This is a genomic window from Pseudomonas sp. 6D_7.1_Bac1 (genome assembly GCF_025465945.1).
Taxonomy (GTDB): domain Bacteria; phylum Pseudomonadota; class Gammaproteobacteria; order Pseudomonadales; family Pseudomonadaceae; genus Aquipseudomonas.
The window spans coordinates 55,622-69,758 of sequence record NZ_JANLNW010000060.1 but is presented as its reverse complement, the minus strand read 5'-3'; the positions used below and the strand labels follow the sequence as shown (position 1 = coordinate 69,758).

Annotated in this window: 15 protein-coding genes; 10 read left to right on the top strand and 5 right to left on the bottom strand. The window is 60.8% G+C overall.

Going from position 1 to position 14,137, the window contains the following annotated elements:
* Positions 1–84: 84 nt before the first annotated feature.
* The 4 genes from NTD87_RS16525 to NTD87_RS16510 all read left to right on the top strand — a co-directional run bounded on the left by NTD87_RS16525 (position 85) and on the right by NTD87_RS16510 (position 4,415).
* A complete protein-coding gene (locus NTD87_RS16525) occupies positions 85–2,001 on the top strand; it encodes a sigma-54-dependent Fis family transcriptional regulator (protein WP_262115092.1) in 1,917 nt (638 codons plus the stop codon).
* A 158-nt stretch (positions 2,002–2,159) separates the two neighbouring features.
* The gene (gene mpl, locus NTD87_RS16520) at positions 2,160–3,509 is read left to right on the top strand and encodes a UDP-N-acetylmuramate:L-alanyl-gamma-D-glutamyl-meso-diaminopimelate ligase (protein ID WP_262115091.1); all 1,350 of its coding nucleotides are present in this window, start codon (positions 2,160–2,162) and stop codon (positions 3,507–3,509) included.
* Positions 3,506–4,138: a flavin prenyltransferase UbiX gene (ubiX, locus tag NTD87_RS16515; RefSeq protein ID WP_262115090.1), complete on the top strand. Its 633-nt coding sequence runs from the start codon at positions 3,506–3,508 to the stop codon at positions 4,136–4,138. The genes mpl and ubiX overlap by 4 nt, the downstream gene beginning before the upstream one ends.
* On the top strand, positions 4,131–4,415 hold the full coding sequence (locus tag NTD87_RS16510) for a YceK/YidQ family lipoprotein (protein ID WP_262115089.1): 285 nt from the start codon (positions 4,131–4,133) through the stop codon (positions 4,413–4,415). The genes ubiX and NTD87_RS16510 overlap by 8 nt, the downstream gene beginning before the upstream one ends.
* A gap of 134 nt (positions 4,416–4,549) precedes the next feature.
* Here the strand turns inward: NTD87_RS16510 and NTD87_RS16505 are convergent, their stop codons facing one another.
* From NTD87_RS16505 to NTD87_RS16495, 3 genes are all read right to left on the bottom strand, one after another.
* A complete protein-coding gene (locus NTD87_RS16505; protein WP_262115088.1) occupies positions 4,550–5,191 on the bottom strand; it encodes an oxidoreductase in 642 nt (213 codons plus the stop codon).
* Positions 5,192–5,219: 28 nt separating this feature from the next.
* The gene (locus NTD87_RS16500; protein WP_262115087.1) at positions 5,220–6,938 is read right to left on the bottom strand and encodes a C13 family peptidase; all 1,719 of its coding nucleotides are present in this window, start codon (positions 6,936–6,938) and stop codon (positions 5,220–5,222) included.
* A gap of 102 nt (positions 6,939–7,040) precedes the next feature.
* Complete coding sequence (locus NTD87_RS16495; RefSeq protein ID WP_262115085.1) at positions 7,041–7,496, bottom strand: MaoC family dehydratase; 456 nt, start codon at positions 7,494–7,496, stop codon at positions 7,041–7,043.
* Between the two features lie 196 nt (positions 7,497–7,692).
* Between NTD87_RS16495 and NTD87_RS16490 the strand changes: the two genes are divergently transcribed.
* The 3 genes from NTD87_RS16490 to NTD87_RS16480 are packed head-to-tail and all read left to right on the top strand — an operon-like array spanning position 7,693 to position 9,372.
* On the top strand, positions 7,693–8,058 hold the full coding sequence (locus tag NTD87_RS16490; protein ID WP_262115083.1) for a CidA/LrgA family protein: 366 nt from the start codon (positions 7,693–7,695) through the stop codon (positions 8,056–8,058).
* Positions 8,055–8,771: an LrgB family protein gene (locus NTD87_RS16485; RefSeq protein ID WP_262115081.1), complete on the top strand. Its 717-nt coding sequence runs from the start codon at positions 8,055–8,057 to the stop codon at positions 8,769–8,771. Before NTD87_RS16490 ends, NTD87_RS16485 begins: the two co-directional genes overlap by 4 nt.
* Before the next feature lie 10 nt (positions 8,772–8,781).
* Positions 8,782–9,372: an LON peptidase substrate-binding domain-containing protein gene (locus NTD87_RS16480; RefSeq protein WP_262115080.1), complete on the top strand. Its 591-nt coding sequence runs from the start codon at positions 8,782–8,784 to the stop codon at positions 9,370–9,372.
* A gap of 6 nt (positions 9,373–9,378) precedes the next feature.
* On the opposite strand, the gene NTD87_RS16475 is transcribed toward NTD87_RS16480, so the two are convergent.
* Both NTD87_RS16475 and NTD87_RS16470 read right to left on the bottom strand, forming a co-directional pair.
* Positions 9,379–10,695, bottom strand: coding sequence for a bifunctional DedA family/phosphatase PAP2 family protein (locus NTD87_RS16475; protein WP_262115079.1), 1,317 nt, complete (start codon positions 10,693–10,695; stop codon positions 9,379–9,381).
* A 45-nt stretch (positions 10,696–10,740) separates the two neighbouring features.
* Positions 10,741–11,424 (bottom strand): DNA-3-methyladenine glycosylase, encoded by a 684-nt coding sequence (locus NTD87_RS16470; RefSeq protein WP_262115078.1) that lies wholly within the window; start codon positions 11,422–11,424, stop codon positions 10,741–10,743.
* A 174-nt stretch (positions 11,425–11,598) separates the two neighbouring features.
* Between NTD87_RS16470 and NTD87_RS16465 the strand changes: the two genes are divergently transcribed.
* The 3 genes from NTD87_RS16465 to rsfS all read left to right on the top strand — a co-directional run bounded on the left by NTD87_RS16465 (position 11,599) and on the right by rsfS (position 14,129).
* Complete coding sequence (locus tag NTD87_RS16465; RefSeq protein WP_262115077.1) at positions 11,599–12,870, top strand: glutamate-5-semialdehyde dehydrogenase; 1,272 nt, start codon at positions 11,599–11,601, stop codon at positions 12,868–12,870.
* A complete protein-coding gene (nadD, locus tag NTD87_RS16460; protein WP_262115076.1) occupies positions 12,839–13,561 on the top strand; it encodes a nicotinate-nucleotide adenylyltransferase in 723 nt (240 codons plus the stop codon). The genes NTD87_RS16465 and nadD overlap by 32 nt, the downstream gene beginning before the upstream one ends.
* A gap of 73 nt (positions 13,562–13,634) precedes the next feature.
* Entirely contained in the window at positions 13,635–14,129 is a 495-nt protein-coding gene (gene rsfS, locus NTD87_RS16455; protein ID WP_071552060.1) for a ribosome silencing factor, read from the top strand.
* Positions 14,130–14,137 lie beyond the last annotated feature (8 nt).

The window sequence follows — 14,137 nt, the reverse complement described above, 5'->3', positions numbered from 1 at the left end:
CTCGAGCGGGAGCAAGCTCCCTCGCCACAAGGTGGTGACAGCCCATCATTGGGTCCAGCACAGTGTTCGGGGAGAATAATAAAAATGCACAGCAACCATTTGAGTCGCCATGCCCAGCAAGTCTTGACCGTGACCCAGGGTAAATCCCGTTTGCAGGGACCTGGCAGCGATCCGTCCATCGCCCGTTCCTGGCTGCGTTGCCTTGAGGACTATCACCTTGATCCGGCCCTGACCATGGCGCCGACGGTGCTTGAACACGGTCGTGTACTTGAAAGTCGCGAACGCCTGCAGCAAGTCCTGCACATTGCTGGCGGCGAAATGACCAGCCTGCATCAACAACTCTCCGGTGCCGGCCACGCCGTGCTGTTGACTGACGCCCGTGGGGTGATCCTCAACTGTGTCACCGCGCCCGCCGAACGGAAGATTTTCGAGCGCGCCGGTCTCTGGCTCGGTGCCGACTGGAGTGAAGCCTGTGAAGGCACCAACGGTATCGGCACCTGCCTGGTGGAGCGTCAGTCGCTGACCATCCACCAGGATGAGCATTTTCGGGGGCGTCATACAGGGCTGACCTGTTCGGCGAGCCCGGTGTTTGACCCTCACGGCGAGCTGCTGGCGGTGCTCGACGTCTCGTCGGCGCGCCACGATGTCTCGCGCCAGAGCCAGTTCCACACCATGGCGCTGGTCAACCTCTCGGCGAAGATGATCGAGAGTTGCTACTTCCTGCGTTACTTCGACAATCAATGGCTGCTGCGCTTTCACTTGCAGGCCGAGTCGGTCGGGCTATTCAGCGAAGGGCTGCTGGCATTCGACGGCGAAGGGCGGATCAGTGCGGTCAATCAGAGTGCATTGAACCTGCTGGGGCATATTCGCGGCGGGTTGCTGGGCAAGCCGGTCGAGGCGTTTTTCGATTGCTCGCTGGACGAACTGCTGGGGCGGGCGAGCGTCAATGCCAGCGCCAGTTGGCCACTACGCACCCGCGACGGGCGGGTGTTGTTTGCGCTGTTGCGCGGCCAGCCACGTAGCGTGCCGACCCCGGTGGTGCAAAAGCCGATCATTGCCGAGCGCCCAGCGCTTGCGGGCATTTGTCTGGGGGATGAAGGGCTGCAGGCTGATTTTCGTAAAGCCTTGCGGGTCTTCGAACGTGATGTGCCGCTGTTGATCAACGGTGAAACCGGCTCGGGTAAAGAGGCCTTTGCCAAAGCCGTGCATCAGTCCAGTCAGCGCGCAGAAAAAGCCTTCGTCGCGCTCAACTGCGCCGCTATCCCGGAAAGCCTGATCGAGAGCGAACTGTTCGGTTATCGCGGTGGCAGTTTCACCGGTGCGCGCAAAGAGGGCATGCGTGGCAAGTTGCAGCAGGCCGATGGCGGCACGCTGTTCCTCGACGAAATCGGCGACATGCCACTGGCCCTGCAAACCCGGCTATTAAGGGTGCTGGAAGATCGGCTGGTGGTGCCGATCGGTGGCGAACCACAAGCGGTCAATGTGCGGATCATCAGCGCCACTCACCGTAATTTGCTGGAGCGCGTGCAGGACGGCAGTTTCCGCGAAGATTTGTACTACCGCCTCAATGGCCTGGAAATCGCCTTGCCGGCCCTGCGCGAACGTAGCGACAAATCCCGGTTGCTCGACTTCTTGCTGGCTGAAGAGTCGGGCGGCGAGGCGGTGCTGATCGACGCTGCGGCGCGACAGGCGCTGCTCGACTTCGCCTGGCCGGGCAACGTGCGGCAGTTGCGCAACGTGCTGCGAACCCTGGCGGCATTGTGTGAAGACGGGCGGATCGGGGTTGAGGATTTGCCGGTGATGATTCGGCAGGGGCGGCCGGTGCTTGCGTTGGTGCAGGCGGACGAGGTGTCCGAACATCCATTGGACGATGCCGAACGCCTGACGCTGCTCAATACCCTGGAGCAGCAGCGTTGGCACATGACCCATACCGCTGAGCAACTGGGTGTCAGCCGCAATACGCTATATAGGAAGCTGCGCAAGCACGGCATCGCCCGCTAAACCGCGTCGCGGCCATTCGCGAGCAAGCCCGCTCCCACAGGGATACACGATACCTTGTGGGAGCGGGCTTGCTCGCGAAGGCGTCGGTGAGTCCGAAACACAAGGTGCGATTTTTCCCACCCTACGCTAACCTGCCTCGATGTTTTACGAGGTTGACTATGCACATTCATATTCTGGGTATTTGCGGCACTTTCATGGGTTCGATGGCGGTCCTGGCCAAAGAGTTGGGCCATCACGTGACGGGCTCCGACGCCAATGTCTACCCGCCGATGAGTACGCAGTTGCAGGCGCAGGGCATCGAGCTGACACAAGGTTATGATCCCGCCCAACTCGATCCGGCTCCGGACCTGGTGGTGATTGGCAATGCGATGTCGCGCGGCAACCCTGCAGTCGAATACGTCTTGAACAAAGGCCTGCCGTACGTCTCCGGTCCGCAATGGTTGGCCGACCACGTGCTGCAAGGTCGCTGGGTGCTGGCGGTTGCTGGCACCCATGGCAAAACCACCACCAGCAGCATGCTCGCCTGGGTGCTGGAGCATGCCGGCATGAGCCCGGGCTTTTTGATCGGCGGTGTGCCGCAGAACTTCTCGGTGTCGGCGCGTCTGGGTGACACACCGTTCTTCGTGATCGAAGCCGACGAATACGACAGCGCCTTCTTCGACAAACGCTCGAAATTCGTTCACTACCGTCCACGTACCGCGATCCTCAATAACCTTGAGTTCGATCACGCGGACATCTTCCCCGATCTGCCGGCCATCGAGCGACAGTTCCACCACTTGGTGCGGACCATTCCGAGCGAAGGCCTGGTGATCCATCCGACCACTGAACCGGCGTTGCAGCGCGTGATCGAAATGGGCTGCTGGACCCCGGTGCAAACCACCGGCGCGGGCGGGCAATGGCAAGTCAAATTGCTCAGCGAAGACGGCTCGAAGTTTGAAGTGATGTTCGAAGGCGTCGCTCAAGGCGTGGTCGAGTGGGACATGACCGGCCAGCATAACGTTGCTAACGCCCTGGCCACTCTGGCGGCCGCGCGGCATGTGGGCGTGGTTCCGAGCATGGGCATCGCCGCGTTGAGCGCGTTCAAGAGCGTCAAGCGCCGCATGGAAAAGGTCGCTGAAGTCCACGGCATCACCATCTACGACGACTTCGCTCACCACCCGACGGCCATCGCCACCACCCTCGACGGTCTGCGCAAACGCATTGGCGATGCACCGTTGATCGCGATTATCGAGCCGCGCTCCAACTCGATGAAGCTCGGCGCGCACCGTGACGGTTTGCCACAAAGTGTGGTCGATGCCGACCAGGTGGTCTGGTACGCGCCGGCCAACCTCGGCTGGGACTTGCCCGCCGTTGCTGCGCTGTGCACGGTGCCGTCGATTGTCTGCGATTCGCTCGACGGCATCATCGAGCACGTGAAGCACCAGGCCAAACCCGGCACCCATGTGGTGATCATGAGCAACGGCGGCTTCGGCGGCCTGCACGGCAAACTGGCCGAGGCGCTTAAATGAACAACGGTCCGGATCGCATCACGCTGGCCATGACCGGCGCTTCCGGCGCCCAGTACGGTTTGCGCCTGCTTGATTGTCTGGTGCGCGAAGACCGCGAGGTGCACTTCCTGATCTCCAAGGCCGCGCAACTGGTGATGGCCACCGAGACCGACGTTACGCTGCCGGCGAAACCGCAGCTGATGCAGGCCTTCCTCACTGAATACACCGGCGCGGTTGCCGGGCAGATTCGGGTGTATGGCAAGGAAGACTGGATGTCGCCAGTGGCCTCGGGCTCCGGCTCGCCGGCCGCGATGGTGGTGGTGCCGTGCTCGACCGGGACCTTGTCGGCGATTGCGACAGGCGCCTGCAACAACCTGATCGAACGCGCCGCCGACGTAACGTTGAAAGAACGTCGACAGTTGATTCTGGTGCCGCGCGAGGCACCGTATTCAAGCATTCACCTGGAGAACATGCTCAAGCTGTCGAACATGGGCGTGACCATCCTGCCGGCCTCGCCGGGTTTCTATCACCAACCGCAGACCATCGATGATCTGGTGGATTTTGTCGTGGCGCGGATTCTCAATCTGTTGAACATCCCGCAAGACATGCTGCCGCGTTGGGGCGAACACCATTTGAGCAGCGATGAATAAGGTATTGATTCTGCTGCTTGCCCTGCAATTGGGCGGCTGTGCCACCGCACGCACACTGGACGCGGCCAAGCCCGGTGCGCCAGTGGTGTACTCGGGCATGCGTCTGGATCTGTATGCGCTGGACGGTGGTTGCTGCGCCAAGGACCACTTTGGTGCCGAAGCACCCAGCTACCCCGGCATCGACCTGCCGGCCAGCGCACTGCTCGACACGCTGCTGTTGCCGCTGTCGGTGTTGACGGTGTTGGGTGTGGGGGTTCAGGCGACGGGCGGGTTGTAGCAGAGCGCTTTGCGCTCTATCGCGAGCAGGCTCGCTCCCACACTGACTTTCTTGAGTCGCACATTTGTATGCTCACCCCAGAACCCTGTGGGAGCGAGCCTGCTCGCGAAGGCGTCCGTTCAGACGCCGCAAGATTATTTGCCGAGCTTGCGCAGTTCGTCGGACTCGACAATCCGCATGCCGTCCTGTTCTTCCAGCGCCAGGCGCCACATGGCGCGGGCCAGTTGGCAGGCTTCGATGCCGCGGTATTTGCCGGGGATCAGTTTGGACAGTGGCCCTGCCAGTTGTTCGGTAATGCGCGGTTCCAGACGATCGCCCAGCAGCAGGGAAGGTCGGCAGATGGTCAGCTGCGGCCAGTTCTGGGCCCTCAAGGCATATTCCATTTCGCCTTTGACTCTGTTGTAGAGCACCGAGGATCTCCGATCGGCGCCGATGGCGCTAATCACGATCAGATGCCGTGCACCCATCTCCCGGGCGCGTTTGCCGAAGGCCACGACCAAGTCCAAGTCCACCGCCCGAAAGGCTTGCTCGGAGCCGGCCTTTTTGATGGTAGTGCCCAGACAGCAGAAAGCGAGATCGACGCGGCCACTGAGTTGCGGAATAAATACGGAAGGGTCGCCGACCGGGTTTTCCAGATGAGGATGTTCAGCCAGTGGTCGGCGTGACGGTGCCAGTACACGACTGACGGTCGGCTCGTTGAGCAGCCGATCGAGTAAATGTTCACCGGTCAGGCCGGTGGCTCCAGCGAGCAATATATGCTGAGGCGTCAAGTACATAATATTTTCCCCTTGATACTGTTTCAGCTTAGTTGCTCTTTGCTTCCTTGCTGGTTAAAGCGGCACTTTCCAGTGCCTTGCGTGCTTGCTGCTTGCGCAGTAATTGCCAGTGCGCCAACACCCCTTTAGGCGCCCAGATCTGAGGTTCCGAGGCCTCGAAGTTGTCCGCCTGCTCACGCTCGGCGACGATGCCCTTGGCCAGTTTGAAGGCTTGTTCGAGGTCGTCGGTCTGGTTCAGGGCGTGGACGAACAGCGCGTCGCCGAAGTAGGTGAAGTCGGCCTCTTCCGAGCAACCGAACGACACACGGTCGGCGCGTGAGGCGGTCATGATCAGCGTGTGTTCGTCTTTGAGGGCCGGGATGAAACCACCGGAGTAGCAGGCGGAAATCACGATGATCTTGTCGCGGTTTTTCAGCGGTGCGAGGACGGTGGCCAATTCGTCGGCCGGCAAGTCGGCCAGCTCCAGACGGGGTTGGTCGAGTACCAGTTCATGTTCGTGGGTGCCATGGCTGGTCAGGTAGATGAACACCAGGTCTTCCGGCCCACTGCGTTCGGCCAGGGTCAAAACGGCGCGGCGCAGGTTCTCGCGGGTGGCCATCGGTCGGTCGCCGAGGTGATCGCGATGGTTGACCAGGCGGATCTGGCCGTAGGCGCCGAAGCGGCTGGCGAGCATGTTGCTGACGTAGTCGGACTCGCGCAAAAACACGCTCTGCTTGCCGTCGCCACCCAGGGTCAGGGTGTACAGTTCGACTGCCGGGGTCGAGGCAGGCACATTGGCCAGCGCTTCTTCGAGCAGGCGCCCTTGCGCCAGCAAACCCAGCTCAAGCGTGTCTGGCAGCAACTTGCCGTTGGCATCGCGTACACGCTGGCCATTGATCCAGTCACCGCTTTGCACGGTGCCATCGGTCAGCACCAGCGTGCCGTGACCCTGATAGCTGTCGTTGTCGAACTCGCCGATGTAAAAGCTGCCGTCCGCCAGGTTCAAGCGGCCTTGACCGGTGAAGCGCCAATCACTGAATTGGCCGATATAGTGGCTGTTATCGGCGCCAATCAATTCGCCTTTGCCGTTGAGCGCGCCTTCCTTGAATTGGCCGACCCACACATCGCCGTCGGCGTTCTCGTAGCGGCCTTTACCGTTCAACTGATTCTGTTTGAAGCCGCCAACGTAAATGTCGCCCTCGGCGCTGCTGAAGGTGCCGTTGCCTTCGAGCTGGCCATCGACGAAATTGCCGGTGAACTGATTGCCGCTGGCATCGCCGCGCTGGCCTTCACCGTTGGGTTTGCCATTGGCGAACAGGCCCTGATACTGACTGCCGTCCTCAAGTTCGAGGCGGCCGAGGCCGGAATATTGATCGGCCTTGAACTCGCCACGGTAGGTCATGCCGTCTTCTTTGAGGGTGCCTTCACCGTCGCGCCGGCCGAGTTTGAAACCGCCGGTGTAGCTGTTGCCGTTGGTGGTCAGCGTGCCCTGGCCATGGAACAGTCCTTGCTGGAATTCCCCACGGTAGACCTCACCGTTGCTACCGTGCCATTCGCCCTGACCGTGCCACTGGCCCTTGTCGAACTGGCCGGCGTACCAGCTGCCGTTCGGGTAGTCGATCCGGCCCTGGCCTTGCAGCAACCCATTGACCAGATCACCCCGGTAACGGCCGCCATCCGGCAGGCGTGCGTCAGGGGGCAACAGCGATTCGCCGTCACCACACGCGGTGAGCAACAGGGTCAGAACAAGGGGTGCAAGTGAGCGCATAGCGGGATCCGGGCAATTAGGCGAGCGAGTATGCCGCAGCTATGTGTCTGATATATAGAGCTGTGCGAAACAGCTTATAGCTGTTTCGCATCACACGAGGGGTTACACGAACGCCAGCGACAGCGGTTCAGCGATGTACGCCGGTTTTTCCTGACCTTCGATTTCCAGCGTGGCGGTGGCCTTGAGCAGCCATTGGCCAGGTTTCTTTTCGGTGACTTCGCTCAGTTCGACCTTGAGCCGGACTCTGGAGTCGACCTTCACCGGTTGAATGAAGCGCACGCTGTCCAGGCCGTAGTTGACCACCATCTTCAAACCTTGTGGCAGGACCAGGATGTCCTCCATCAGTTTCGGGATCAGTGACAGCGACAGGAAGCCGTGGGCGATCGTGCTGCCAAACGGGGTTTGTGCGGCTTTTACCGGGTCAACGTGGATGAACTGATAATCGCCTGTGGCTTCGGCGAACAGGTTGATGCGGTCCTGATCGATCGTAAGCCATTCGGAACGTCCGAGTTCCTTGCCGACATAATCTTTGAGCTCTGCAACTGGAACATAGGGCATTGAGACTCTCCTTGGGTTCATCGGATTTATAGTTTTTCGAATGGGGGGATTTGACCTCCCAGAGAACCACTTTAGATCAACATGACAATTGGCTCAGGTCAACTGACCATGCTTTTGGCGAATGCCGGTGCATAGCGTTGTCGTGCTTATAATGCTCGGCCCGCGTGTGGGGGATGAGTTTTGCTGGAGATGACGGATGTTGCTACGCGGCCTGACCTGGCTGGTGCTGTTTCAATTGCTTGGCACGGCCATCAACCATTTGCTTTTGCCGGTGCTGCCGGGGCCGATTATCGGCCTGCTGTTGCTGTTGGGGTTCTTGGTCATTCGCGGCGAAGTGGCTGAACCGCTGAACCTGGCGGCCGGCAGCCTGCTGCGTTATTTGCCATTGCTGCTGGTGCCGCCGGCGGTAGGGGTGATGGTTTACGCCGCCGATATCGCCGCGGACTTCTGGGCCATCGTTGGCGCGCTGGTGTTGTCGCAACTGCTGTCCATGGCCTTCGCCGGGGTGTTGATGCAGCGGTTGGTCAAGCGCCATGCTGCGCGCTCCGAGGACTCGCAATGATCTTCGACTGGCAGGGCGCCCTGGCGGCGGTGATTCATCATCCGTTGTTCGGCATCGGCATTACCCTGGGCGCGTATCAACTGGTGCTGGCGACGTTCGAGAAAACCCGCTGGATCTTCCTGCAGCCAGTGTTGGTGTCAATGCTGCTGGTGATCGGCGTGTTAGTTGGCTGTGGGCTGACGTACGCCGAGTACCGCAAAAGCACCGAGATCCTCAGTATTCTGCTGGGGCCGGCGACCGTTGCGCTGGCGGTGCCGCTCTACCTCAACCTGAGACGGATTCGGCAACTGTTCTGGCCGATATTTACTACGCTGGTGATAGGGGGCGTGGTTGCCACCGGCATGGGGGTGTTGCTCGGTTGGTGGTTCGGTGCCGAGCACATGATCCTGATGACCATGGCACCCAAGTCGGTGACCTCGCCGATTGCCATGCTGGTGGCCGAACAGATCGGTGGCGTGGCGGCACTGGCGGCGGTGTTCGTGTTGATTACCGGGGTGATCGGAGCGATTTTCGGCCCGAGTCTTTTGACGCGCCTGGGGGTTCATAGCCCTGAAGCCCGAGGTATGGCGCTGGGCATGACCGCCCATGCGGTTGGCACCTCGGTGGCCTTGCAGGAAAATGAAGAGTGTGGAGCATTTGCTGCGTTGGCGATGAGCCTGATGGGTGTGGCCACGGCGGTATTCCTGCCGTTGGCGGTGTCGATGGTGGTTTAAGGAAACCTTTATGAGCCTGGCGCTTTTCCCGCTGAACACAGTGCTGTTTCCCGGTTGCATCCTCGATTTGCAGATATTCGAGGCGCGCTACCTGGACATGATCGGCCGCTGCATGAAGCAGGGGGCAGGCTTTGGTGTAGTGTGCATTCTGGATGGCGATGAAGTCGGCGTCGCGCCCGAGGGGTATGCACTGGTCGGCTGCGAAGCATTGATCACCGATTTCAAACAGCAGGACAACGGCCTGCTGGGCATTCGGGTTCAGGGTGGGCGACGCTTTCATGTGCTGCGTACCGAGGTCCAGCGCGATCAACTGACCGTTGCCGATGTCGAGTGGCTGGGTGATCTGCCCGAGCAACCCTTGCAGGATGAAGACGCCGACCTCATTGCCTTGCTCAAGGCGCTGGCCGAACACCCGATGGTCGAGGCGCTGAACATGGGCACCGAGGCCACTGGCCAGCAATCGCTGGCGAATCAGTTGGCGTACCTGTTGCCATTTTCAGAATTGGACAAGATCGACCTGCTGCAACTCGACGACCCGCAGCAACGCCTGGATGCGATTCAGGCGTTGCTGGATGAGCTGCAGGGGGAGTTGTTTGCCTGAGGCGCGTCAGTAGGCATACCGCAACAGGGTACGAGGCACATTCCACAGCGCGAAGAACCCGATCAATGCCACCAGTACCGGCAAGACCTGCCACCAGACCTTGGCCGGCATTGGGTTCAGGGGTGTCTGGCGCTGGCTCACGGCCAGGCTGGCCGCACACACGCAAGCTGCCAGCACCGCACCGGTCAGTACATCGGTTGGCCAATGCGCACCGAGATAAACCCGTGACATGGCGATGGCCGCTGCCGGCAAGCAACCGAGCAGCAGCCAGGTCAGGCGCATGCGCGTTGGCTGGCCGCGACCGGCCAGTACCGCCAGGGTCAGGAATAACGCAAACGAGCCGGATGAATGGCCGCTGGGCATGCTGTAGCTGGTCAGCGGCTCGGTCAGTACGTCCGGGCGCATCCGTGCGAACAGCAGCTTGGTTCCGGTGTTTGCCAGTGCAGTGATTAGCAGTGTGCTGGCGGCAAAGATCAAGTGCCGCCACTGCCGCGTGACCAGCAGCAGGATCGTCAGCGCTGCGCTGATCACCAGCATATTCTTGAAGTCGCCGACCTGGGTGAGCATCACGGCGACTTCATCCAGCGCCGGGCTGCGGTGTTCCTGAACCAGCGCCATCAAACCCTGATCGATGGCCCCAAGGTGCGGGTAGCCAATAAACAGTCCGCCCAGTATCACCAGGCTGAGGCTGGCGATCAGTGCGGTGGTCTGGCGATGACCGCGCAAGCTGCTGTTGATGCTCAGGCCCAGCAGCACCGCGATGCTACCGACCACAAGCCCTGCTTGTGGCCAGAAACCTTCAGGTAACGGCAGGCGAATCGCCGCGCCCGTGGCCCAGCCCGGCAGCAGATAAGCCACCGACCAGCCTGCACCCGCCAGCAGGCTGACAGCAAAGAAACGCGGGAACGGCATGTCGAACATCCCGGCAACCATCGGCAGCATCGGTCTTAACGGACCGATAAAGCGCCCGACCAACAAGCTCACGATGCCATAGCGCTGGAAATAGCTTTCGGCGCCGTTGATCCATTCCGGATGATGGCGCAACCCTGGCAAACGGCGAATGTTCTGATGGAAGTGCCTGCCCAGGAAATACGACAGCACATCGCCGAATAAACCGCCGAGAAAACCCAGCAGCAGTGTTTCGCCCAGCGACAGCGCGCCGCTGCCGGCCAGCACGGCGATGGCAAACAGCAATACCGTGCCGGGCACGATCAATCCGGCAATCGCCAGGCACTCAACGCAGGCCACTATGAATACCGCCGCCGCCAGCCATTGCGGGTTTACCGTCAACCAGACGGTCAGGCTATCGAGCCATGGGCCCATACATACAACTCCATTATTTTTTCATTGGCCCGCAGGGGGGATGTTTCAAAGCAGGAAATAGTCGCGGTCTTCGACCTGACCGCGTCGCAGAGGGTTCCGGGTGCAGTAGGGCGCGTAAGCGCTGTCGACGAAGCGGTACATCAGGTGTTCGTCGCGGCCATGAGGAATGCCCAGGCGTGTGGTCTGGATGATGTGCGGGGGAGGTGTACCGACGTCTTCGACAAACAGCACTTCATGATCGAAGCGCTGGGCATCCCAGATCGGCACTTTCAGGCCCAGCGCCTTGCACAGCAAGGTCTGGCCGGCGCAGAGCTTTTGCGAGGGGCGCGGTCGACCGTTGGCGTCGGGGTTGTTGAGCAGCATCTGCGCCAGGCTCGCGGGGCCTGAGATTTCATCGACCCACGGGTAAGCCGATTTGATCAGCACCGCATTGCCCGGCCCGCGGGCACTGAAGTTCAGCGAATCGCCGCCACGGGCGTAATACATATAGATGTGGCCGCCATCCAGAAACAAAGCCTTACGCTTTTCTGTGTAGCCGAGGGAGGCGTGGCTGCCTTTTTCTTCGCAGTAATAGGCTTCGGTCTCGATAATTCGTGCCGAAAGCCACAGATCACCGACTCGATGACGGATCACTTTGCCCAGCAATTCACAGGCAAGCAGCTGAGCATCACGGTTGAAAAAGCTGTCAGGCAGGGCTTTTGGCAGTTTCGCGGTGGTCAGAATGGACATGGCGGCCGACGTGTTCAGGCTGAATGTGACGGAATGATAACAACTCCAGACTTAATCGAGGCTGAACGCTGTCTTTTTGCGGTCCATTTCGACCATCCGCCCGTCACCGCTGTTAGTAGGAGAGCGCGACAGCTATAATCTGCCGCTTTCCTCTTTGCCAAGACCACAGAGACCATGACTGAGTCCGTTCTTGACTACATGACCCGTTTGGGTCGCGCTGCCCGCGACGCTTCCCGTGTGATCGGCCGTGCCAGTACCGGGCAGAAAAACCGCGCCCTGCTGGCTGCCGCCAACGCTCTGGATAACGCTCGCGCCGAGTTGACCGCCGCCAATGAACTTGATCTGGCCGCAGGCCGGGCCAATGGTCTTGAGCCGGCCATGCTCGAACGTCTGGCCCTGACCCCCGCACGCATCGACGGCATGATTGTCGGTTTGCGTCAGGTGGCGGCGCTGCCCGACCCGGTCGGCTCGATCCGCGACATGAGTTACCGGCCGTCGGGAATCCAGGTCGGCAAGATGCGCGTGCCGCTGGGCGTGGTCGGAATTATCTATGAATCGCGGCCGAACGTGACCATCGATGCCGCGAGCCTGTGCCTGAAATCGGGCAACGCAACCATCCTGCGCGGTGGTTCCGAGGCTATTCATTCCAATCGTGCCATTGCCGCCTGCATTCAGCGCGGTCTGGCCGAGGCCGGTTTGCCAGCTGCCGTGGTGCAAGTGGTCGAAACCACCGACCGTGCCGCCGTTGGCGCATTGATCACCATGCCCGAGTACGTCGACGTGATCGTACCGCGTGGCGGCAAAGGCCTGATCGAACGGGTCAGCCGCGACGCTCGCGTACCGGTGATCAAGCACCTGGACGGTATCTGCCACGTGTATGTCAGTGCCCACGCCGAGTTGCCGAAAGCCCAGCGCATTGCGTTCAACGCCAAGACTTACCGTTACGGCATCTGCGGTGCCATGGAAACCCTGTTGGTCGATCAAGCGGTCGCCAAGGATTTCCTGCCAGCGATGGCGGCACAGTTCAGCGAAAAAGGCGTCGAGTTGCGTGGTTGCGAGCGCACCCGGGCGATCATCGACGCCGTGGCCGCCACTGAAGAAGACTGGAGCACCGAATACCTGGCGCCGATCCTGTCGATCCTGGTGGTCGACGGCCTGGACCAGGCGATCGAGCACATCAACCATTACGGCTCGCACCACACCGACTCGATCGTCAGCGAACACCAGGGCGAAGCCCGGCGTTTTGTGGCTGAAGTCGATTCGGCCTCGGTGATGATCAACACCCCGACGTGCTTTGCCGATGGCTTCGAATACGGATTGGGTGCCGAGATTGGCATTTCTACTGATAAGCTGCACGCCCGAGGCCCGGTGGGTCTCGAAGGTCTGACCTGCGAGAAGTACATCGTGGTCGGTGATGGCCAGTTACGCGGCCAGGAGCCGGTCTGACTTGGGCGATCTCGGCCAGAGCGCCGCAGTGACCACCAGCGAACCCGGCCCCCGGCGCATTGGTGTCCTGGGCGGGACCTTCGATCCGGTGCACATCGGCCATTTGCGCGGTGCGCTGGAAGTGGCCGAGTCTCTGGCCCTTGATGAGTTGCGCTTGACGCCCAGCGCCAAGCCCCCGCATCGGGACACGCCGCAGGTCTCGGCGCAGGACCGTCTGGCGATGGTCGAGTGCGCGGTGGCCGGCGTGGCACCGTTGGTGGTGGACGACCGCGAACTCAAACGCGACAAACCGTCCTATACCATCGACACCCTGGAACTGATGCGTGCGGAACTTGCCGCTGACGACCAGTTGTTTCTACTTTTGGGCTGGGACGCATTTTGCGGCCTGCCCACTTGGCACCGCTGGGAAGAGTTGCTCCAGCATTGCCACATCCTGGTGCTGCAACGCCCGGATGCCGACAGCGAACCGCCGGATGCCTTGCGCAACCTGCTGGCAGCGCGCTCGGTAAGCGACCCGCTGGCCCTCAAAGGGTCGAGCGGACAGATTGCATTCGTCTGGCAGACGCCGCTCGCGGTATCCGCCACCCAGATCCGTCAACTGCTGGCCAGCGGTAAGTCGGTACGTTTCCTGGTGCCCGACGCGGTCCTGGCCTACATCGATGCGCACGGGCTTTACCGTGCGTCGAACTGAATAGGAGTGCTTTGAGGCACGTGGCAACAACGTGTATTGAAGCGCCCGAACATACGAGCAAAACGAGTTTTATATGACTGACAAAGACGTAACTAAAGTAAAGCGCAAAGGTTCGTTCAAGAGCGCCCCGCTGCCAGTAACGGCTGAAACCGGCCCGGCACTCGTCGGCGAAGAGCTGGTCAAGGTCGCCGTAGCGGCCCTGGAAGACGTCAAGGCCCAGGACATCCTGGTGATCGACGTTCGTGAAAAGCAGAGCATCACTGACTTCATGATCATCGCTACCGGTACTTCCAACCGCCAGATCGGCGCGATGCTGGATAAGGTCCGCGAAGCGGTCAAGGCCCAAGGCGTCAAGCCGCTGGGTGAAGAAGGCAAGGGCGACAGTGACTGGGTGCTGCTGGACATGGACGATGTCATCGTACACATGATGACCGCCTCGGCCCGCCAGTTCTACGACCTGGAGCGTCTGTGGGAAGGTGCCGAGCTGAGCCGTGCCACCGATGGCAAGCATCACAGCCCTGAAGTCGGTCACGAGCATTTCACCAAGCTCAACAAAGACCAGCAATAAGGGATCGC